This is a genomic window from Pseudomonas sp. GW823-FHT04A03, from assembly GCF_058796615.1.
On the sequence record NZ_JBXAIV010000002.1, the window covers coordinates 239,539 to 260,664 of the forward strand.

Sequence of the window (21,126 nt, forward strand, 5' to 3'; positions counted from 1 at the left end):
CCGTTGCGGCTTATAATCGCCGCCTTCAAACGCCCTGGCGCAGTTGTGCGCCCCGCGAACCGGATCCTGTCATGTTACGAATCACTGAACTCAAGCTGCCGATCGACCATCCCGACGAAGACCTGCGCGCTGCCATCGTGCAACGCCTGGGCATTGCCAGCGATGACCTGCTCGATTTCACCTTGTTCAAGCGCAGCTACGATGCGCGCAAAAAGTCCTCCGAACTGTGCTTCATCTACACCATCGACCTCGAAGTGCGCGACGAGGCCAAAGTGCTGGGCAAGTTCGCCGACGACCGTAACGTCAACGTGGCGCCGGATGTCAGCTACAAATTCGTCGGCCAGGCGCCAAGCGACCTGAGCCAGCGCCCGATCGTGGTCGGTTTCGGCCCGTGCGGGATCTTCGCCGGCCTGTTGCTGGCGCAGATGGGCTTCAAGCCGATCATCCTCGAGCGCGGCACCGAAGTGCGCCAGCGCACCAAGGACACTTGGGGTCTGTGGCGCAAAAGCGTGCTCAACCCCGAGTCCAACGTGCAGTTCGGCGAAGGCGGCGCGGGCACGTTCTCCGACGGCAAGCTGTACAGCCAGATCAAGGATCCGAAATTCCTCGGCCGCAAGGTGCTGCACGAGTTCGTCAAGGCCGGCGCGCCGGAAGAAATCCTTTACGTCAGCAAGCCGCACATTGGTACGTTCCGTCTGACCGGCATGGTCGAGACCATGCGTGAAGAGATCCGCGCCCTCGGCGGCGAAGTACGCTTCCAGGAACGCGTCACCGACGTGCTGATCGAAGACGGCCAACTGGTCGGCGTCGAACTGGCCAGCGGCGAAACCCTGCATTCGAAACACGTGGTCCTGGCCCTCGGCCACAGTGCCCGCGACACCTTCCGCATGCTCCACAGCCGTGGCGTGTTCATGGAAGCCAAGCCTTTCTCGGTGGGTTTCCGCATCGAGCACCCGCAATCGCTGATCGACCGCGCGCGTCTGGGCAAGTACGCCGGCCACCCCAAGTTGGGCGCCGCCGACTACAAACTGGTGCACCACGCCAAGAACGGCCGTTCGGTCTACAGCTTCTGCATGTGCCCGGGCGGCACCGTGGTGGCGGCGACCTCCGAGCCGAACCGCGTGGTCACCAACGGCATGAGCCAGTACTCGCGTAACGAGCGCAACGCCAACTCCGGTATCGTCGTCGGCATCACCCCGGAAGTCGATTATCCGGGCGGTCCGCTGGCCGGGATCGAGTTGCAGGAACGTCTGGAGTCCCACGCCTTCATCCTCGGCGGCAGCGACTACAAGGCGCCGGCGCAACTGGTTGGCGACTTCATCAATGACATTCCTTCGACCGAACTGGGCGAAGTCGAGCCGTCGTACAAACCGGGCGTGGCACTGGGCGATCTGGCCCTGGCCTTGCCGGACTTCGCCATCGAAGCGATCCGCGAAGCCCTGCCGGCGTTCGAGAAGCAGATTCGCGGTTATTCGCTGCACGATGCGGTGCTGACCGGGATCGAGACCCGGACATCGTCGCCGCTGCGCATCACGCGTAACGAGACACTGCAGAGCATGAACGTCAAAGGTCTGTTCCCGGCCGGTGAAGGCGCGGGTTATGCGGGCGGGATTCTGTCGGCGGGTGTTGACGGGATTCGGATTGCGGAAGCGGTGGCGCGTGACATTCTCGGTCTGAAAGACTGATCTGCACGACCTGAAACACTGCAAAAAACTGTGGGAGCGAATTCGCTCCCACAGTCGTTTTCGGCGTCAGATATTGGCGCGCAGAACCGAGGCCGGCAGCGCCTCCCCCCGTTCGGCACTCGCCGCCACGGCCGCCATCAATCCATCCAGCTCATAGCCCTGCGCCTTGAGCCACGCCTGATCGTAATAGGTGTCCGCATAGCGCTCGCCGCCATCGCACAGGATCGCCACGATCGACCCCGACTCCCCCGCCGCTTTCATCTGCTGCGCCGCCATCAGCGCGCCGATCAGGTTGGTGCCGCTCGAACCGCCCACATGCCGGCCCAGACGCTGCGCCAGGTAATGCATGGCCGCCAGCGACAAGGCATCCGGCACCTTGACCATCGCATCGATCACCTTGGGCAGGAACGACGCCTCCACCCGTGGCCGGCCGATGCCTTCGATCCGAGAACCGTGGTCCAGACGCAAACTGGCGTCGCCGGTCTGGTAAAAGTCGAAGAACACCGAACGCTCGGCATCGGCGCACAGCACGCGGGTGCAGTGCTGGCGATAGCGCACGTAACGACCGAGGGTCGCGGTGGTGCCGCCAGTGCCGGGGCTGGAAATCAGCCAGGCCGGGCACGGGTGCTGCTCGTAGCGCATCTGCTGGAAGATCGACTCGGCGATGTTGTTGTTCGCCCGCCAGTCGGTGGCGCGTTCGGCATAGGTGAACTGGTCGATGAAATGACCGTCGTGCTCGCGGGCCAGGCGTTCGGACTCGGCATAGATCTGGGTCGGATCGTCGACCAGATGACTCTGGCCACCGTAGAACGCAATTTGCGCAATCTTCTCCTTGGATGTGGTCGCCGGCATCACCGCAATGAACGGCAGGCCGAGCATCCGCGCAAAATACGCTTCGGAAATCGCCGTCGAACCACTGGACGCCTCGATCACCGGCGCGCCGGGTTTGAGCCAGCCGTTACACAAGGCGTAGAGAAACAGCGAACGGGCCAGCCGATGCTTGAGGCTGCCGGTCGGGTGGCTGGACTCGTCCTTGAAATACAACTCGATGCCCGGGAACCCCGGCAGTGGCAAGGGGATCAGGTGGGTGTCGGCGCTGCGCTGGAAGTCCGCTTCGATGATCCGGATGGCTTCGCGGGCCCACTGTCGGTTGTCGCTCATGGCTGTCGTTCTCGTTGAATCGGGCAGAAGTGCCTTTACAGGCTCAGCCCCCAAGCTTAGGAAAAATCCCACGGCACCGACAGATACAGCTGAGCGTCAATCCCTCGGGCAACTGCTAGGCTCTGCTGCACGTCGACCTGGCGCTCTGTAACCGCATATAACAAAAAAGAATATAACTTTTGTTTTAACAACTAACGGTACGGGTTAGGGTGTGCCACCTTTTGACTTTATCGATGGAGAGCGACCTTGCCTCTGCGTAGCACTTTCACGCGTTTCTTTCAGTTGGAAGCTGCCAGCGGTCTGTTACTGATCGCCGCGGCCATCCTGGCTCTAATCATCAACAACTCGCCGCTGTCGTGGTTGTACAGCGGCCTGCTCGACACCCCGGTGGTGACGCAGATCGGCGCGTTGAAGATCGCCAAGCCCCTGCTGCTGTGGATCAACGACGGCCTGATGGCGCTGTTCTTCCTGCTGATCGGCCTGGAAGTGAAGCGCGAAGTCCTCGACGGTCAGCTGTCGAAACCGTCGCAGATCGTCCTGCCCGGCGCGGCGGCCATCGGCGGCATGCTGGTGCCGGCGCTGATCTACTGGTTCCTCAACCGCGACAATCCCGCCGCCCTCGACGGCTGGGCGATTCCGACCGCCACCGACATCGCCTTCGCCCTCGGCGTACTGGCCTTGCTCGGCAAGCGTGTGCCGGTGTCGCTGAAACTGTTCCTGATGACCCTGGCGATCATCGATGACCTTGGCGCCATCGTGATCATTGCGATCTTCTATTCCGGTGAACTGTCGACCCTGTCGTTGGGCCTGGCGGCCGCGTGCATCGCGGCGCTGGTGGCGATGAACCGGCTCGGGGTGGTCAAGCTCGGGCCGTACATGATCATCGGTCTGATCCTCTGGGTCTGCGTGCTCAAGAGCGGTGTCCACGCGACGCTGGCCGGCGTGACCCTGGCGTTCTGCATCCCGCTGCGCACCAAGAATGCCGAGCCTTCGCCACTGCTGACCCTGGAACATGCACTGCACCCGTGGGTGGCCTACGGCATCCTGCCGCTGTTCGCCTTCGCCAACGCCGGCCTGTCGCTGACCGGCGTAACCGCCGAAAGCTTCACCCACCACGTGCCGATGGGCATCGCCGTCGGCCTGCTGCTGGGCAAGACCATCGGCGTGTTCGGCCTGACCTGGCTCGCCGTGAAAACCGGCATCGCCGCCCTGCCCCAGGGCGCCAATTGGGGCCAGGTGCTGGGCGTGGCGATCCTCTGCGGGATCGGCTTCACCATGAGCCTGTTTGTCGGCTCGCTGGCCTTTGTGCCGGGCGCCAGTGAATACGCCGGGATGGACCGGATGGGCATTCTCACAGGTTCAGTGTTTGCGGCATTGATCGGTTATGCAGTGACGTTGGCGGCGAGCAGAAAGAACAGCGCGCTGCCTTCCTGATGCGCGATGGATCGCCGTAGCGAACAATCCCCACGTATTCAGAGACGCGTCCTGCAGCCACGATTTTCCTGCTTCGTTAATGCCGCAAGCCAACAAAAAAACCCCGACCAGTCACCTGATCGGGGTTTTCTTTTACCGCTCGTTTGCGCTTAGTGCGAAACGCGGCTGGTTCCGCCAACAGTCGAAATCCGCACCCGCTCACCCACGCGGAACACTTCATTCTCCTGCACTTGCTGCACATAGGCGCGCATGCTGCCGTCGTCTTCGCGCACGGTGATTTCAACGCCTTGGGTGCGGGTCAGGCCTTCTTCAGTGGCCGAACCGATCAGGCCGCCGGCCACGGCGCCGATAACGGCTGCAACGATGCTGCCTTTGCCGCCGCCGATGGCGCTGCCGCCGACACCGCCCACGGCTGCACCGGCGAGGCCGCCGATCGGGGTTTTGGTGCCTTCGATTTTCACCGGACGCAGGGATTCGATGGTGCCCATGCGAATCGTCTGCACGCGACGCGCTTCGTCACGGGAGTAGGAGTCACCGGTCAGGCTCGACTGGCAGCCGGTCAGCAACATCGCCATCGTGGAAAAGGAAGCAACCAGCAGAACAGACTTACGCATAGCATCAACTCCAAAGGACAGGTATTCATTAAACTCCGCAGCTTGACGCCTGTCACGGCGTCGCCCGGATAAAGTTGCTTTCATTCAGGCCCGGTACAGGCACCCGCGAACTCACCCAACAGTAGCGCCAAAATCCGTTTCCTGCGCCGCCGACCCAAGGATTTCCATGGATTACTTCATCATTGTCGTCACCACCGCCGCCGGTCTGTACTTCCACTGGTGGCTGTATGTGCGGATCAAACGCTGGATGGATCGCGACCTGGCCCTGTCACTGGCCGGCAAGGATGAAGGCAAACGCGCCTTCATGCTCGAACGGCTGAAGCAGGCTCAGGCGCAGAAGATCAAGCGCCGGGACCTGCCGAAGTGGCTCGAGGCCGCTGCGGCAGGCTATCCCGCTCGGTAGACTGCTTACGGTGCCAGACGTTCAAGAATCCAGTCGGCGCCCTGCACACGGTAGTTGAGGCGATCGTGCAGACGACTCGCGCGGCCCTGCCAGAACTCGATGCGCTCGGGGAGCAAACGGTAACCGCCCCAGTGTTCCGGGCAATCGGGCTGGGTGTCGGTGAAGCGCTGTTCGGTCGCCTTGAGCAAGTCTTCCAGTTCACCCCGGCCGTTGATCACCCGGCTCTGCGGTGAGGCCCAGGCGCCGAGTCGGCTGCCAAGCGGCCGCACCTGATAGTAAGCGTCGGACTCTTCAGGCGAGACCTTCACCACCCGCCCTTCGATCCGCACCTGGCGCTCCAGGGTCGGCCAGAAGAACGTCATGGCGGCGAACGGGTTCGCCGCCAGATGCTGGCCCTTGGCACTTTCGTAGTTGGTGAAGAAGGTGAAGCCCTGCTCGTCCAGCCCCTTGAGCAGCAGAATGCGGCAATGCGGACGGCCGTCCGCATCCACCGTGGCCAGGGTCATCGCGTTGGCTTCCACTGGCGCCTGTTCGGTTTTCACCGCTTCGGCAAACCACTGGTGAAACAACGCAAAGGGCTCGGCCGGGGCTTGTGCCTCGGTCAGGCCGTCCCGGGTGTAATCACGACGCATATCTGCCAGAGACTGGGTCACGGCGCATTCCTTTTCGTTAGCGGATCACTTTTTGGTGGTATCGGTCGCAGCGACTTTCTTGTCGGTTGCGGCAGCTTTGGCGGGCGCGGTCTTTTTCGCCGGAGCCTTGGCCGGGGCCTTCTTCGCTGGAGCCTTGGCAGCGGCTTTCTTGGCCGGAGCCTTTTTGGTGGCCGGTACAGCGGCTTTCTTCGCAGCCGGCGCCGGAGTTACCGGTTTGGCGGCAGGCTTGACGTCCTGGGCAGCAACCATGGTCACTGGCTTCGGTGCTGGCATGTTGTACTTGCTCAGCAGCGCGACCATGGTGTTTTGCGGCGTCACCAGCAGTTCGACACGACGGTTCAGTGCACGGCCTTCAACGCTGTCGTTGGCGGCACGCGGCGCTTCGGAACCCATGCCGCGCAGCATCAGACGATCACGCTGCAGACCGCTCAGACGGAAGATCGCCGCCACGGCCTGGGCGCGTTCCTGGCTCAACTTGACGTTGGCCGGAGCGGCGCCGGTGGTGTCACTGTGACCGAGCACCAGCACGGCGGTTTTCGGGTCGGCTTCGAGGATTTTCGCCACGCGGGTGAACGGGCCGAGTGTCACTGGCAGCAGCATCGCCGGGCGGTCCGGGTTGAACGAGCCTTCCACCGGCGCAGTCACGACCAGCACGTTTTCACGGCGCTCGAGTTGCAGGTTGCTGTCCTTGATCGCGGTGCGCAGGCGCGGTTCGTAATCATCCAGCCAGGCCTGAGTCACTTTTGGATCGGGCATCGGCACGACTTTGGCCGTGTCCTGCTCCTTACCGCCAAACGGCCACCACCATTTGCCGCCCTTGTCGGCCTCAACCTTGGCGGCTTCGACCGGTTTGGCTTCAGCCTTCGCTTCAGGCTTGGCCGCCGAGTCGTCCGAGCCAAACGGCCAGTACCACGGGCTGCTGCTCTCGGCCTTGGCCACGGGCGCGGTGGCGGCCGGTTTCAAAGGCGCAGGCGCCGGAGCCGGCTCCTTGGCTGCGACTTTGTCGGAAGAACCGAACGGCCACCAGCTGCCGCCATCGGCGTCGTTCTTCGGAGTCTGTGCACAACCGGTAATTGCGAAACACAGGGCCAGGGCGAGAGTTTGTTTGGACGACATTGGAAACCCACAAAAAGAAGTAGTGAACAATCAGAGGACTTTCGCCCGGATAAACAGACGCTTTGAAACGAAATTCGCCATGAGGTTCCGGCCCTGGAACCTCGGACGACGCTTTACAGACAAGTGGCTAGTACCCGCGCCAGCTTCTGCGCGCGCGGATCCATCAAGACGTACGGCCCCAGGGTATTTGTCACAAATCCGAAGGCCACATCGTGCTCCGGATCAGCAAAACCGATGGAACCGCCTGCGCCCGGATGGCCGAATGCCCGCGGGCCGAGGCCGTAAGTGGCGTTCGGCACCTCGGGTTGATCGAGCATGCAACCGAGACCGAAACGAGTGCGGGTCAGCAAGGTCTTGTCCTCGCCGAGGCTGTGTTCTCGGGTCAGTTCTTCGAGCATTTCGCTTTCCAGCAGGCTGCCGTCGAGCAGACCCGCGTAGAACCCGGCCAGGCTGCGCGCATTGCCGTGGCCGTTGGCTGCCGGTTGCTGCATACGGCGCCATTCCGGTTTGTTGGTGCTGGTGAGCACCGACGGCGGATTGGTGAAGGCACGGGTGGTCATGGCCGTCGGCTCGCGCATGGTCACTTGCAGCAGGCGCTGGGCAGCGGCGTCGCCGGTGTTGCCCTTGCCCCGGGCGATGTGCGCCACGCGATGGAATTCTTCGTCGGCCAGACCGACATGGAAATCCAGCCCCAGCGGTTTGGCGACCCGCGCGACGATCGATTCCCCCGGCCCGCGACCGTCGGCGCGCCGCAGCAATTCGCCGATCAGCCAGCCGTAGGTGATCGCGGCATAGCCGTGACCGGTGCCCGGCGTCCACCACGGTGCTTCGGCCGCGAGGGCGTCGACCATGGTTTGCCAGTCATACAGTGCTTCCGGCGCCAGCAACTCGCGCAGGGCCGGCAGACCGGCTTGATGGCAAAGCAGTTGGCGCAGGGTGACGGATTCCTTGCCGGCGGCGGCGAATTCCGGCCAGTAACGGGCGACCGGCGCATCGAGCTGCAACTTGCCTTCGGCAACCAGTTGCAGCGCGGTGACGGCGGTGAAGGTCTTGGTGCAGGAGAACAGGTTGGCGATGGTGTCGCTGTGCCAGGCCTCGGCTCCGTCCTTGTCGGCGGTGCCGGACCAGAGGTCAAGAACGGTTTCCCCGCCGACCCGGATGCACAACGCGGCGCCGCGTTCCTGGGGATCGTCGAACAGTGCGGCAAAGGCTTCTCGCACCGCTTCGAATTGAAGCTCGTAATGTCCCTGAATCTGCACCCGCAACTCCCCCGCGAAAACGCTCTACAAAGTGGCCCGCATTGTTCCAGCCCGTGAGGGTTTTGGGAACCGCTGCGGGCCGGGCGGTCTTCAGGTTTCGTAACGATCAGTGACCGTTGCCGGAATGCCCGCCTGTGTGGCCAGCCCCCTGCCCCGGGCCTTTGCCGGCGTCTGCCTTGCGGCCGCCTTCGGCTTCGTGGCCGGCCTTGTCCGCTGCGGCAGCCGCTTTCTGCGCCTCTTTGTTCAACTGATCGACGGTCGCCAGGTTGCTCTTGCGCACGGCTTCAACAAAACCCTGGAACGGCAGATCGGTGACACCAACCAGACCAAAGTGACCGTTCTCGCCATCGAGCAGGCGCCCGGTCACCGGTTGATCCAGATACTGGAACCAGTGCACGCCGACAATCGACGGCTCGCTCAGCGCCTGCTTGAGGAAGTTGGCGTAGGCCGGGCCACGGTCTTCTTCCTTGCTCAACGGCGTCACGCCGCCCCAGAACGGGCCACGGTCGGTGGAGCCGAAGTTGAATTCGGTGATCAGCACCGGTTTGTCGAGGCTGCGCAGCGCGGCGAAGTCATAACCGTCCTGCGGTTGCAGGGTGTACATGTTGAAACTCAGCACGTCGCAATACTGGGCGCAGGACGCCACGGCTTCCGGGGTGCTGGTGGCGAAACGGCCGCCGAGCAGCAACTGGTTCGGCGCGTGCCATTTCAGCGAGTCGGAAATGGTCTTGAAGTAGGTGTCGGCGAACACCTTCTGGAAGTATTTGAAGTCGGCCTCGATTTCCGGATGCTCCGGATTCGGCAGCGGCGCTTCGAAACCCGGGTCTTCCATCAATTCCCACGCCGGCAGATCAATCCCCCAGGCCTTCGACAGCCCCGCCTGATTGCGGTACTTGTCGCGCAACTGCTTGAGAAACGCACGTTTGGCCGGAACGTCGGTGGTCATTTTCAAGGTGCCGTAAGCCAGCGCGTAACGGGATTTCGGATCATCACCGGGGCCGGCCCAGGCCAGTTCGTTGTCGGCGAAGTAGCCGATCAGCCACGGATCATCGCGATGATCGCGGGCGGCAATCGCCACGGCGCGCTCGGTGGCCATGGCGAAGCGCGGATCGAACGGGTCAGGCATGCCGCCCCACCAGTCGGTGCCGGTGCTGATGCTGGTGTAATCACCAACGATCGACAGCGGCAAGGTGTACGGCATGCGCTCGGCGTCACCGAGGACGGGCGCGCTCCAGTTACCGACTGTGTTGAAGCCCCAGGCTTGCAGGCGATCGAGGGTGTGGCTGGCCCATTTTTGCTCGTCGACCGTATTTTTGCACGGCGCCGCAACGCTTTGCCCGCTGGTGGCTGCCGACTCGGCGACCCCGGCTTTCGGCTGTTCGGAAGCGGCGACCGGTGCACTGGCGTTGGTCGCGGCTTCTTCGGCAGCCCCGGCCTTGGCGGCTTCGGCCACTCCGGCCTTGTTGCCGCTGTCCGGGGTGCATGGCTCGCCATACAGACGCTGAAGGTTGGCGCCGTAGAAGTCGTACCAGCGACCGAAGTTGTAGCCACGGCCCTGATCGACACCGTTGCCGCCACGGTTGTCGCCTTCGCCGAAATGGCTGGCCAGCGGCTCATCCGTTTTTGGCAGGGATTCGAACATGTACTCGCGGCCCGCCACGTAGGTCTGGTTGACCTCCGGGCTGACGGTGTTCACGCCCAGGGAATAGAACGGATGGCCTTCGGGCGTCACCAGATACCAGCGGCCGTCACGTTTTTCGGTGCGGAAGAAACCGCTGGCCTTGAACGCCGGGCCTTTGCTCCAGCCACCGAACTTGTCCAGCGACGACTTTTCGCGCTCGGCCAGCCAGGTGTTCAGTTGTTGCTGTTCTTTGGCGGCGGCGGATTTCAGTTGTTCGTCATTGGCGACTTTTTCCGGCCATTTGCCGCGAGTCGACTGGCCATAGGCATCCACCAGATTGCCGTAGGCGGATTTGATCACTTCGCCCTCGTCCTGCACGCCAAAGCGCTCAAGCAGCAGACTTTGCGCGGCTTTCGGCTGATCCATCGACAGGCTGACCGACACCACCTGGCTGCGATCCAGCTCACCGCTGCTGCTCGCCAGCAGGATGCGCTGTCCATCAATCGTCATCGGCATCACCGGCCCGGCTTTCATGCCCTGGCTGAGTGGCGAGGTCGCGGTCAACGGCACCAGCAAGGTCTGCGCCGGGCCGGCCGGCAGATCGACGCGGCTGACCAGGGTCTTGCCGTCGTTGCTCTGGATTTGTACGTAGACGGTCACCGCCCAGTTCATCGCGCTCTGGATACGCAGGCTCATCATGCCGGACTGCGACCAGTCCCAGGCACCGGTCTGCGGGGACAGACGCAAGGTCGGGCGGGCCGTCGGATTGAACGTCACCCGGCGCAGCACTTCGCCTTCGGGGGTCTGCTCGGCGTTGGCTTGCGGCAAGTCGGCGTTTTCGGTCGCCACTTTCACCACATCGGCGGGGCGGACAAAGTTGAACAGGGTCTGCTGGCCGGCAGGTGCCGCCAGCAAGGGGCCAGCGAAAACCAGGGCAAAAAAGGCAGGCAACGAACGACGAATCATGAGAACGGATTTCTCCCTAACGACCCACGAGGGCCAATGGAAAAGCAGTAGCAGAGAGATAGACAGCGCGGCGGGCAAAACTGCCCACCGATGTCTCAGGATATTTCACGACGGAAAGGAGGCAACGCATTGAGGATCGCTTTGCCGTAGCGCTGGGTGACCAGCCGCCGATCCAGCAAGGTGATGGTGCCGCGGTCTTCTTCGGTACGCAGCAGACGGCCGCAGGCCTGGACCAGCTTCAGCGAGGCGTCGGGCACCGAGATTTCCATGAACGGATTGCCGCCCCGGGCTTCGATCCATTCCGACAGTGCGGCTTCGACCGGATCGTCCGGCACCGAGAACGGGATCTTGGCGATCACCACGTGCTCGCAATAGGCGCCCGGCAAGTCCACGCCTTCGGCAAAACTGGCGAGACCGAACAGCACGCTGGAATCACCGCCATCGACCCGCGCCTTGTGCTTGTTCAGGGTTTCCTGTTTCGACAGGTTGCCTTGAATGAACACTTGCTTGCGCCAATCGCGGTCGAGACCGTCAAACACGTCCTGCATCTGTTTGCGCGACGAGAACAGCACCAGACTGCCGCGCGAGCCTTCGACCAGTTCCGGCAGATCGCGGATGATCGCGGCGGTGTGGGCGGCGGCATCGCGCGGGTCGGCTTTCAGGTCCGGCACCCGCAACACACCGGCGTCGGCGTGATGGAACGGGCTCGGCACCACGGCGGTGACGGCTTTTTTCGGTAGACCGGCGCGCATGCGGAAGCGGTCGAACGTGCCGAGGGCGGTCAAGGTCGCGGAGGTCACCAGGCAGCCGTAGGCCACGTTCCACAGGCTGCGGCGCAGGGTTTCGGCGGCGAGGATCGGGCTGGCGTTGACCTCGATATCGAACAGCGAACCGCTTTCGGCCAGGGTCAGCCAACGGGCCATCGGCGGGTTGTCTTCCGGGTCTTCGGCGGTGAACGCGGTCCACAGCTCCCAGTTGCCGGAAGCACGGGACAACAGGCTGCCGAACAGTGGATACCATTCTTCGGCCTGATTGCTGGCGATGCCGATGTTGACCTCGCCATCCATGCCTTCCTTGAGCAGATCCGTCAGGCGGGTGAACAGGTCGTTGAGGCGGGCGAAGCCTTTTTTCAGCTCGATGCCCATCTCGCGCATGTGCTCGGGAATCACCCCGCCGATGAAGCGATGACGCGGGCGCTCGCGGCCTTCGACGTCTTCGCCGGGCTTGAAATCGGCGATCTGTTCGCAGGCGGTGAACATGAACTGCTGCTGGGTCTTGATCTCCCGCGCCAGCTCCGGCACCTGCTCGATCAGCTTGCCGAGGTCGCCCGGCAGCGGGTGCTGGGCCAGCAGCTTGGTGAGGTTCTTGGCGGTGGTTTCCAGCCAGTCGGCGGTGGAGCGCAGACGCGTGTAGTGGGCGAAGTGGCCGATGGCCTTGTCCGGCAGGTGGTGGCCTTCGTCGAACACATAAATGGTGTCGCGCGGGTCCGGCAGAACCGCCCCGCCGCCCAGCGCCAGGTCGGCCAGCACCATGTCGTGGTTGGTGACGATCACGTCGACCTTGCCCATGCCTTCGCGGGCCTTGTAGAAGGCGCACTGGCCGAAGTTCGGGCAATGACGGTTGGTGCACTGGCTGTGATCGGTGGTCAGGCGCGCCCAGTCGGCGTCTTCCAGCGCGTTGGGCCAGCTGTCGCGGTCGCCGTCCCATTTATTGCCGGCGAGTTTTTCGATCATGCTGGTGAACAGCTTCTGGCTGGCCTCATCGACCTCGATCTTGAAGCCTTCTTCTTCGAACAGCTGTGCGGTGGCGGTCTGCGCATGGCCTTCCTGCAACAGCATGTCGAGCTTGGACAGGCACATGTAGCGGCCACGGCCCTTGGCCAGGGCAAAGCTGAAGTTCAGCCCGCTGTTGCGCATCAGGTCGGGCAAATCCTTGTAGACGATCTGCTCTTGCAGGGCGACGGTCGCGGTGGCGATCACCAGGCGTTTGCCGGCCAGTTTGGCCGTCGGGATCGCCGCCAGGCTGTAGGCCACGGTCTTGCCGGTACCGGTGCCGGCTTCCACCGCGACAATCGCGGGGTCGCCACTGCGCCGGCCTTCGTCGTCGGTGTCGATATCCCCGAGGACCTTGGCGACTTCAGCGATCATCAGGCGCTGGCCGTAACGCGGCTTGAGGCTCTTGGCCTCTAGAAAACGCGAGTAGGCGCCCTGGATCGTGGTTTTGAGTTCAGTGCTGATCATTGAGTGTCGGGCGCAAAAAACGCTGGATAAATTTTCAGTGGTTCGGATCGGCCGCTATCATACCCCGCTAATCAATCCTGCGCAGATCGGAGTACCCCAATGACACCTTTTAGCCTCGTTTACCCCATCCATGTACTGGCCGCGCTGGTGTGGGTCGGCGGCATGTTTTTCGCCTGGATGGTGCTGCGCCCTGCGGCGATGAAGGCGCTGGACGGTCCCGGACGCCTGACGCTCTGGGTGGAAGTGTTTCAAGGTTTTTTTCGTTGGGTGTGGGGGGCGGTGATTCTGCTGCCGGTCACCGGGGTGGGCATGCTGCATCTGCAACACATCGCCTTCGACAACGCGCCGCGTTATGTGCAGGTGATGATGGGGCTGTATGTGGTGATGACCGCGCTGTTCATCCGGATTCAGGCATTGATGCTGCCGGAATTGCGCACGGCGGTGCAGGCGAAGGACTGGCCGGCGGGTGCGGCAGTGCTGGGGCGGATTCGCAAGGTGGTGGGGTTCAATCTGCTGGTCGGGGTGGTGCTGGTGGCGGTGGCTGCTGCGCGACCCTCGTTCTGACGAGCGCGTTTTGCCTGATCGTTCCCACGCTCTGCGTGAGAATGCAGCCCGTGACGCTCCGCGTCACTGGACGCGGAGCGTCCCTTGAGGCATTCCCACGCGGAGCGTGGGAACGATCAAAAAGGTGACAGGTTACAAGCGCTGTACGGTGACAGACCCCGCCGCACCCGCAGGCCCCGGCTGACCGTCAGCCCCCGGTTTGCCGCTCTTGCCGCCATCGGCGCGATAGACCAGGCAGCCCTTGGACTTGCCACCCGCCCCCGGCTTGCCGCCAGGACCGGCCGGGCCACCGGCACCGCCGGCGACTTCGACCTTGATCAGTTCGGCCGGAAACTCGCGCGGCACTTCAAGACGCACCAGAGCGCCCGGTGCACCCGGCTGACCGTCGCTGCCGTTGCTGCCATCAAAACCGTGTCCCGCCTGACCCCAGGTGCAGCCCGGCTCCTGACCGTTGGCGCCATCGAGCCCGACAAAACCCGGTGCACCGGTGCCGCCACGGGCATCGACCACCAGTTTCGGCGCATTCAACGCCTTGAATTGCAGGTTCAGATTGCGCCCGGCGCGGGCGGCTTTTTCGTAGGTGCCCGGGGCGCCGCGAGCGGTGATCTGGCTGCCCTCGGCAAGTTGAGCGCGGATGACTTTCATATCCAGCGCCTGTTCGCTCGGCACGATGGCGATGCGCGCTTCGTGGCCCAGCTGCAATTCGCCGACACTCAGCTCGGTCACGTTCGAAGGAATCAGCAAAGTGCCGTAGTCGGCGACCACCAGTTTTTCCAGCTGCAGAGTGCTGGCGGTGTTCGGCAGACGCATCAGGGAGTTGGTTTCGACGCTGACCACCTGGGCGCAGGCCAGGGGACTGATGAATACAGCGAGCAGGCAGAGTTTACGCATGGGAAGCCTCCGGAGCGGCCGGGGCCGGGATGGTTTGCAGGTGGAATACGCCGAACAACAGGATGCGGCCACGATCACGCCACGGGTGCGGACGGCCCTTGAGGCTGCGGTTGCACAGCAGCACTTCGAGCACGTGGATCGCCAGCAGCAGAGCGCCGGCCAGATTGACCAGCAGGTGCAGCGGATGAACAAACGGCACCAGCTGATTGGCCAGTACCACGCAGCAGAACAGCAGGGTCAACAATCGCCCCAGCCCACAGAACACCTTCATACGCTCCCCCGTGTTGCGAATTATTCTTTGGACGCACAGTAACGGCTTCTGCAGGGGATAAGCCAGAGGGGAAAATGAAAAAAACCGCACCGCCGCCGGACGGCTGCCGGTTCGATGACGTTCATCGACCGACAGCTCTAGCCTGCGGACTACAGACGCATCTCAACGATTGATGTGCAGTTCCACCCTACGGTTCTGCGCACGCCCTTCGTCCGTATTGTTATCGGCGACCGGTTCACTCTCGCCGCGCCCTTCACTGGTGAGTTTGTTCGGCGCCAGGCCCTGACTCAGCAAATACTCCGCCACGCTGCTGGCGCGACGTTCCGAAAGTGCCTGGTTGTAGGCATCCGAACCTTTACTGTCGGTGTGGCCAATGACCTTGATGCTCACCACATCGGCATTGCGCAGTTTGTCCATCAACGTGTCCAGCTGGCTTTTCGCGGCCGGTTTCAGATCGGACTTGTCGAAGTCGAACAGCACGTTGCCGGCGTCGTTAAGGGTGATGACTTCAGTTTGCGGGGCCGGTTCGGCGGGTTTCTCGGTGGCCGGGTATTGCGGCAGCGGACAGCCACGGTGGTCGACCGGGGTGTTGGCCGGGGTATCGGGGCAACGGTCGCGGCGGTCGAACACGCCGTCGTCGTCTTTATCGCCATCCTGGGCATAGCAGATCAATCCGCCGGTGAGGATCCCCAGCGCAGCGCCACCGCCGGCCCAGCCGCCACTTTCGAGCGCGCCGAGACCGCCGCCGACCAGTCCGCCAATAAGGCTGCAGATCGGCCAGGTACGTTGATTGAGGGGAGCGGTGCCATCGCTGTGGGTGGCGCAACCGGTCAACAGGCTGCCCAGCAGCAGAACCGGCAAGACGGACCTTGTAAGAACACTCATCGTTAAAGCTCCTGTGTCACCGGCCCATACCGGTTACACAGGAGTAAAGACCCGCATCCGCGACTGCACAAGCCGCGGATGCGAGGGTGCTAGCGGTTGATTTTGATTTCGGTACGACGGTTCAGCGCGCGACCGTCGGCAGTTTTGTTGTCTGCCACCGGCTGGCTTTCACCGGCACCGGTCACCGACACGAAGCTGCTTTGCGGTACACCGCTTTCGACCAGGTACTTGACCACCGAGTGCGCGCGGCGATCCGACAGTTTCTGGTTGTAGGCATCGCTGCCGACGCTGTCGGTGTGGCCGGTCACGGTCAGTTGAGCGGTGCTGGTTTCCTGTTTCAGGCGCGTGGCGACTTTATCCAGGACCAGTTTGTCGGCCGGGGTCAGCGTGGCCTTGTCGAACTGGAAGTGAACATCGCGGATGACAATGGTTTCTTCCTTGACCACTACAGCTTCTTCGACCACTGGCGCAGGGGCTGGTGGAGGGCAGCCGTCAGCATCGACCTGTACGCCTTTAGGCGTGCCCGGGCACTTGTCGCGACTGTCCGGCACACCATCGCCGTCTTCATCGCCATCACCGTGAACCCAGCAATAGGCTGCTGCCGTACCGCCGACGAGTAACGCGCCATACCCCGCCCATGCGGAGCTTTCGGTCGCACCGAGACCCGCACCGACGACACCACCGACTGCCGCACAGGTCGGCCAGTCGGTTTTCTGCAAACCTGCGCAACCAGTCAACACACTGGTTAGCAGAACCAAGGGTAATGCTGTCCGAACTATGCTCATCTAGTTTTCTCCTGAGGGATCGGCTTAGAACCGATTCAGGGAGTAAAGACCGGAGTTTTAATCTCCGCCAGCAATAGGCCATTGCTGTTTGTGCGCCTGTTCACGGGACTTCGACGAATTTGCCGCAAACCCGCAGAACAGAGATCTAGGCCTTGGCGTCCGGGCAGGCTAGTCTTGGCGCTCTGATTGAGGAGCTTCGATGAACGTCGCCATTTCTTCCCGCACGCCGCAGCAGGCATTGGCCGCCCTGCTCGACCGCTACGCTCCGGCACGTCTGCTGCTGATCGGCGCCAGCGAGTTCCCGGCGCTGGCTGCCTTTAAGGAAGCGCACCCGGACACCTGCGTCGCGCACGCCGCGCCCGGTGCGTTGCCAGCGGAACTGGCGGCCCGCCGTTTCGACCTGGCGCTGGTGGTCGATTGCCTGGAACATTTGCCCAAGCGCGACGGCCTGAACCTGTTGGGCGGGATCCGCAACCTCAACGCCAGCCGCATCGCGGTGCTGGCGGATCTGCCGGCCAGCGGCTGGCAGGAAACCGATTTTTATTCCCTGGCCCTGCAAGCCCGCGAACGCTTCGCCCGGGATGAACAGGTGCTGACCCTGTTCACCTACGATCTGCTTGACTACAAACAAGTCCCCGACTGGCTCAACTCGCGGTTCTGGGCCAATCCGGAAAACTTCGGGAAATACTGGTGGTAATGCAATGAGTACAGCCATTTGCCCTTGCGGCAGCGGCAACCTGCTGGATGCCTGCTGCGGTCACTATCACGCCGGCCACCCGGCCCCGTGCGCCGAAGCCCTGATGCGCTCGCGCTACAGCGCCTACGTACTGGGCCTGATCGATTATCTGGTGGCGACCACCCTGCCCGCCCAGCAAGCGGGGCTGGATCGCCAGTCGATCAGCGACTGGAGCGCCCAGAGCACCTGGCTCGGTCTGGACGTGGAAAGTTCGGAAGTGCTCGGCGGCCAGCCGGAACACGCGTTCGTCACGTTCACCGCGCGCTGGCATGACGGTCAGGGCGAGCACAGCCACCGCGAGCGCTCGTCGTTCGTACAGAACACCGGGCGCTGGTACTTCATCGACCCGACCGTGCAACTGAAGCTGGGCCGCAACGACGCCTGCCCGTGCGCCAGCGGCCAGAAGTTCAAGAAATGCTGCGCGGGGTATTTCGGCAGCTGAAGCTAGACTGGGCAGCAAAGGGAGTTAAACCATGCTCGGTCATTGGCGCACATTCCAGGTCTTTTCACTGCTCGTGTTTCTGGGGCTCGGCGGCTGTGCGTCGTGGTTCAGCGACGATTCCCTCGACCCCGCCGTGCACCTGGTGAAAGTCGAAGTGGTGCGCGCCAAGTTGCTGGAACAGAAATTCATCCTGCACTTTCGCATCGACAACCCCAACGACAGCGACCTGACCGTGCGCGGCCTGGAATACCGCATACACCTGGCCGACATGTTGCTGGCCGAAGGCGAGCACGAACACTGGATCACGGTGAACCCCAAAAGCAGTGCGTTTTACAACGTGCCGATCCGTACCAACCTGTGGCCGAAGGTGAAAGAGGTGGTGAAAATGCTGAAAAACCCGCATCAGCAGATTCCCTACCGACTGGAGGGCGAGATGGAAACCGGTTTATTCATCGCTCACTACGTGCACCTGGCGCGCAATGGCGTAATCGAACAACCGGTCAACCGTCAGTAATATTTTTACAATAAAAAGTACAACATAAAAACTTTAACTATCCGAAATCTGCGTCGGTATATTCAAGCCTAAACAATTTATCGGGAATACAGAGTACTGCCCACCCGCTTTGAGCACAATATCTTGCGCAGTAGACTTCCCAAAAATATTTATAATCTCTGTCAAGCCAGAAACTGAATGGGTAGAATTATCGGCAGATACAAGTACCGCAACCCACAGCCTAGACTTCTGCAAAATAATCGTAGAAGCATACATATAATACCAAAGAAAAATAAAACCTGTGGAACTCAAAATAAAACTTAGAGCCCCTTTCCAACTGAAGCCAACCTCATTCGTATTATCAATTTTTAGCGAAAGCCCTAGCAGCGAACGCCCAAATTCAGTTGAGGCGAGAAATGTCAACGCCACAGCTGCGCCCATAACCCCCAAGGAGCAACGCCTAAAGTACCGATTATGCAATAACGCAATTATAATTAATTTAAAGCGCCTGAAAAACAAAACTGGACGACGCACTCCAACTATTATATCAAATGCAGGAAGAGCCACGCCTGAAGCCCCATGAAGCTGACGGAGATGAAAAACTATAAACTCCGAGAGAAAGTTAAGCATTTCAGGTGTCTTTGTGCTTACTGACTCCACCTCCCCATCCATCGCATGCTTGATGGACCGATAGAACATGGGCTCTCTATCTAAAAGACTGTAAGCCTGGGCCTTTGCAGCAAGCATCTCATAAAATGATTTATGCGCAAACCTAAACGCCCCCCGCTGCCCTAGATCATTAACTAAAATGCCGTGAGTTCTTACATCTGCAAGTACAGCTTCAATTGTATTATCATCCTCTGGAAATCTTACCCGCAGAGGAGGACGATCCGTTTCCCCCATTATGAGCTCAGATATATGAGCCCTCTCTGGATAGGATTTATACAGCCGTTCAATTGCGGCCCTAAGATCTGGAGCTGTAACTTGATTGGTCGACCCTTTAGACGCCATATAAACTGCGACACCCTCATGAAAGTATCGCCGTTCTGTCTTCGTTAGCCTCATGAATCCAAGCTCGGATTCCTTCGCCTCTTGCCGTGCATAGCTATGCATGACAAACCTATCGATTACTTGTGCTGAGGCCACGCCATCTTGCTTTAGTAGGGCACGCATCTCCTCCCACAAGGACGCCACAATATAAAGAAGAGCAGGGCGGGAAACGATGTCAAAAATCTGCGGATTGGAATGTGCAGCTTCGACAATTTCCTCTGCATCAATTGAAGGCAACCAGCGTAAACTTAAATTTATTTTCTCACTATCAAATGGGCACAAATGCAAAATTTCGCACAGAGGACCTGACGCACGTTCTGCCGTTCCTCGAAAAACCACATGCAACTCAGAATCTTCGAAGAACAAATTTCTCCTACCCGTAAAAACAATCTTACTTTTTGGATAAGAAAATCGCCACAGAGATCTAAAATGGGCCATGCGTATCTCAGAACTGGCAATGTTAGCCATTTCATCAAAACCTTCAAATATAACTATCAACCGCCCCGCAATAAGCAGCTTCATTAGAGCAGATGCCTGCAATTGATACTGTTGCCCCCAAGCCCCTAATAGCTCCGCTGGTGATAAATTAGCAGGACTTTTTCCTCTTAGCTCGATCAATACAGGAATACGTCCACCGGAGCTTTCAAAGTTAGAATTAAACGCATCATAAACGTACATTAACGCACCAGTACTCTTCCCCTGGCCATACTCACCCATTACTGCGATCTGTTTACCGGCCGGACGCTTTGCCCACTCAGATAGATATCCTCCAAAGTCGGTGGAGACAACCTTAGACCCATTAGCCTCACAAGAAAGACTCGAGGGCGTATAGATATCCTTAATAACCCTATCACTATCAGCAAATGTATCTTTTTCAACCCGCCTAAATACATCTCTACAATAGTCTGAAAAATCTACAATTCGCTCAAACAAGAACTCTTCAGAAACCCATGTCACCTCTCCCTGAACCGCATAACCGTCCAATAGCTGCAAACCAATGGGATACTGCTTAACAATTACATAAAGCAGCGCACTCTCACTGGTAACACTGCGCACATAGGCCTTGAACGCATCAATTCTTTTTGAGTCAAAATGGACATCATCACACAATAGAAAAACTTCTTTTTTTGTAGCTCTATCCCTCCCATGCCAACATTTTTCACGTTGATTCCAAGCAACAGGAGAATCTCTATTGAAGATCGATGTTGGCATCCAAAGCTCAAACAGCTCTCTCGACTGATCATGCCAAACAAGATTGGGCTCATTCGGAATCGCGACGGGATCAACCCTTTTATCTACCACATAAACTTTTCTCTCGGGCTTTCGTTGAACCAACCGAGAAATCTCATCTGCTGCTTGGAAAAATAGCCCCGTAGACCGCTTCATTCTTCTACGTTCTTCTTCATCAACAGAAATTTTCCCCTCCCAACTTTCGTGAGAGGCCCAAACAAACACAACGACAACTAGAAAAACTATAAATAGCAGTATATGCTCACTAATCGGAACGGGGGGCGCATCGGGAATAGGGCTCCCTACTAGCCTAGCTCCAAGCGCCAGCATTTGATCCATAATGCTTTGCTTAGACGAAATAGTTGTAATACAAAGAGCAGCCAGAGTTACTATCGCCCCTAAACACTTGAACGCATACTGTTCTCGAGTATTCTCTTCTGACTTTGATGCAGAAAAATACAAATACCCTAATAAAGCCAATGATGCGAATAGCAAAACTGCAAGTATTGTTGCTAGCATAAGCGTCCTTGATTTATTTAATTCCTGAATTCAAATGCTAATCCAGACGACATCATTACGCCAGCATTCAGTTATGATTTTATGAGCGGATCGAGAACCCAAGCAGAC

19 protein-coding genes are annotated in these 21,126 nt (G+C 60.2%); 7 read left to right on the plus strand and 12 right to left on the minus strand.

Going from position 1 to position 21,126, the window contains the following annotated elements; all coding sequences use genetic code 11:
* Nucleotides 1–71 precede the first annotated feature (71 nt).
* Complete coding sequence (locus tag AC1Q9F_RS07005; RefSeq protein WP_179692437.1) at nucleotides 72–1,685, plus strand: NAD(P)/FAD-dependent oxidoreductase; 1,614 nt, start codon at nucleotides 72–74, stop codon at nucleotides 1,683–1,685.
* A gap of 66 nt (nucleotides 1,686–1,751) precedes the next feature.
* Here the strand turns inward: AC1Q9F_RS07005 and AC1Q9F_RS07010 are convergent, their stop codons facing one another.
* Nucleotides 1,752–2,846 carry a PLP-dependent cysteine synthase family protein gene (locus tag AC1Q9F_RS07010; RefSeq protein ID WP_207985234.1) on the minus strand — a complete coding sequence of 365 codons (1,095 nt, stop codon included), beginning with the start codon at nucleotides 2,844–2,846 and terminating at the stop codon, nucleotides 1,752–1,754.
* A gap of 246 nt (nucleotides 2,847–3,092) precedes the next feature.
* Between AC1Q9F_RS07010 and nhaA the strand changes: the two genes are divergently transcribed.
* Nucleotides 3,093–4,280, plus strand: a complete 1,188-nt coding sequence (gene nhaA, locus AC1Q9F_RS07015) for a Na+/H+ antiporter NhaA (RefSeq protein WP_492619681.1) — start codon at nucleotides 3,093–3,095, stop codon at nucleotides 4,278–4,280.
* 149 nt (nucleotides 4,281–4,429) lie between these two features.
* Here nhaA and AC1Q9F_RS07020 read toward each other — a convergent pair whose 3' ends face one another.
* Nucleotides 4,430–4,894 carry an outer membrane lipoprotein gene (locus AC1Q9F_RS07020; protein ID WP_007918566.1) on the minus strand — a complete coding sequence of 155 codons (465 nt, stop codon included), beginning with the start codon at nucleotides 4,892–4,894 and terminating at the stop codon, nucleotides 4,430–4,432.
* A gap of 166 nt (nucleotides 4,895–5,060) precedes the next feature.
* Between AC1Q9F_RS07020 and AC1Q9F_RS07025 the strand changes: the two genes are divergently transcribed.
* Nucleotides 5,061–5,297 carry a hypothetical protein gene (locus tag AC1Q9F_RS07025; protein ID WP_007959143.1) on the plus strand — a complete coding sequence of 79 codons (237 nt, stop codon included), beginning with the start codon at nucleotides 5,061–5,063 and terminating at the stop codon, nucleotides 5,295–5,297.
* 5 nt (nucleotides 5,298–5,302) lie between these two features.
* Here AC1Q9F_RS07025 and pdxH read toward each other — a convergent pair whose 3' ends face one another.
* The 5 genes from pdxH to dinG form a co-directional block, all read right to left on the minus strand.
* On the minus strand, nucleotides 5,303–5,950 hold the full coding sequence (gene pdxH, locus AC1Q9F_RS07030; protein ID WP_007959142.1) for a pyridoxamine 5'-phosphate oxidase: 648 nt from the start codon (nucleotides 5,948–5,950) through the stop codon (nucleotides 5,303–5,305).
* A 24-nt stretch (nucleotides 5,951–5,974) separates the two neighbouring features.
* Nucleotides 5,975–7,066, minus strand: a complete 1,092-nt coding sequence (locus AC1Q9F_RS07035; protein WP_492619680.1) for an OmpA family protein — start codon at nucleotides 7,064–7,066, stop codon at nucleotides 5,975–5,977.
* A 113-nt stretch (nucleotides 7,067–7,179) separates the two neighbouring features.
* Nucleotides 7,180–8,325 carry a serine hydrolase domain-containing protein gene (locus AC1Q9F_RS07040; protein WP_492619679.1) on the minus strand — a complete coding sequence of 382 codons (1,146 nt, stop codon included), beginning with the start codon at nucleotides 8,323–8,325 and terminating at the stop codon, nucleotides 7,180–7,182.
* A gap of 106 nt (nucleotides 8,326–8,431) precedes the next feature.
* A complete protein-coding gene (locus AC1Q9F_RS07045) occupies nucleotides 8,432–10,912 on the minus strand; it encodes a beta-agarase (RefSeq protein ID WP_492619678.1) in 2,481 nt (826 codons plus the stop codon).
* 95 nt (nucleotides 10,913–11,007) lie between these two features.
* On the minus strand, nucleotides 11,008–13,152 hold the full coding sequence (dinG, locus tag AC1Q9F_RS07050; RefSeq protein ID WP_007952008.1) for an ATP-dependent DNA helicase DinG: 2,145 nt from the start codon (nucleotides 13,150–13,152) through the stop codon (nucleotides 11,008–11,010).
* A 99-nt stretch (nucleotides 13,153–13,251) separates the two neighbouring features.
* On the opposite strand from dinG, the gene AC1Q9F_RS07055 reads away from it, so the two are divergent.
* A complete protein-coding gene (locus AC1Q9F_RS07055) occupies nucleotides 13,252–13,716 on the plus strand; it encodes a CopD family protein (protein WP_064382929.1) in 465 nt (154 codons plus the stop codon).
* A 132-nt stretch (nucleotides 13,717–13,848) separates the two neighbouring features.
* On the opposite strand, the gene AC1Q9F_RS07060 is transcribed toward AC1Q9F_RS07055, so the two are convergent.
* The 4 genes from AC1Q9F_RS07060 to AC1Q9F_RS07075 form a co-directional block, all read right to left on the minus strand.
* Nucleotides 13,849–14,607 carry a collagen-like protein gene (locus tag AC1Q9F_RS07060; RefSeq protein ID WP_492619677.1) on the minus strand — a complete coding sequence of 253 codons (759 nt, stop codon included), beginning with the start codon at nucleotides 14,605–14,607 and terminating at the stop codon, nucleotides 13,849–13,851.
* Entirely contained in the window at nucleotides 14,600–14,878 is a 279-nt protein-coding gene (locus tag AC1Q9F_RS07065; protein WP_085612355.1) for a DUF1145 domain-containing protein, read from the minus strand. Before AC1Q9F_RS07065 ends, AC1Q9F_RS07060 begins: the two co-directional genes overlap by 8 nt.
* A gap of 162 nt (nucleotides 14,879–15,040) precedes the next feature.
* Entirely contained in the window at nucleotides 15,041–15,763 is a 723-nt protein-coding gene (locus AC1Q9F_RS07070) for a PA1041 family peptidoglycan-binding anchor lipoprotein (protein ID WP_492619676.1), read from the minus strand.
* 89 nt (nucleotides 15,764–15,852) lie between these two features.
* Nucleotides 15,853–16,548: a PA1041 family peptidoglycan-binding anchor lipoprotein gene (locus AC1Q9F_RS07075; protein WP_007951999.1), complete on the minus strand. Its 696-nt coding sequence runs from the start codon at nucleotides 16,546–16,548 to the stop codon at nucleotides 15,853–15,855.
* 199 nt (nucleotides 16,549–16,747) lie between these two features.
* Here AC1Q9F_RS07075 and AC1Q9F_RS07080 point away from each other — a divergent pair, with 199 nt between their 5' ends.
* From AC1Q9F_RS07080 to AC1Q9F_RS07090, 3 genes are read left to right on the plus strand one after another with little or no spacing between them, the layout of a single operon-like run.
* Entirely contained in the window at nucleotides 16,748–17,245 is a 498-nt protein-coding gene (locus AC1Q9F_RS07080; RefSeq protein ID WP_492619675.1) for a DUF6231 family protein, read from the plus strand.
* Between the two features lie 4 nt (nucleotides 17,246–17,249).
* Nucleotides 17,250–17,726 carry a YchJ family protein gene (locus AC1Q9F_RS07085; RefSeq protein WP_007955017.1) on the plus strand — a complete coding sequence of 159 codons (477 nt, stop codon included), beginning with the start codon at nucleotides 17,250–17,252 and terminating at the stop codon, nucleotides 17,724–17,726.
* A 31-nt stretch (nucleotides 17,727–17,757) separates the two neighbouring features.
* On the plus strand, nucleotides 17,758–18,240 hold the full coding sequence (locus tag AC1Q9F_RS07090) for an LEA/WHy family protein (protein WP_207985226.1): 483 nt from the start codon (nucleotides 17,758–17,760) through the stop codon (nucleotides 18,238–18,240).
* A 33-nt stretch (nucleotides 18,241–18,273) separates the two neighbouring features.
* Here the strand turns inward: AC1Q9F_RS07090 and AC1Q9F_RS07095 are convergent, their stop codons facing one another.
* On the minus strand, nucleotides 18,274–21,018 hold the full coding sequence (locus AC1Q9F_RS07095; RefSeq protein WP_492619674.1) for an NACHT domain-containing protein: 2,745 nt from the start codon (nucleotides 21,016–21,018) through the stop codon (nucleotides 18,274–18,276).
* Nucleotides 21,019–21,126 lie beyond the last annotated feature (108 nt).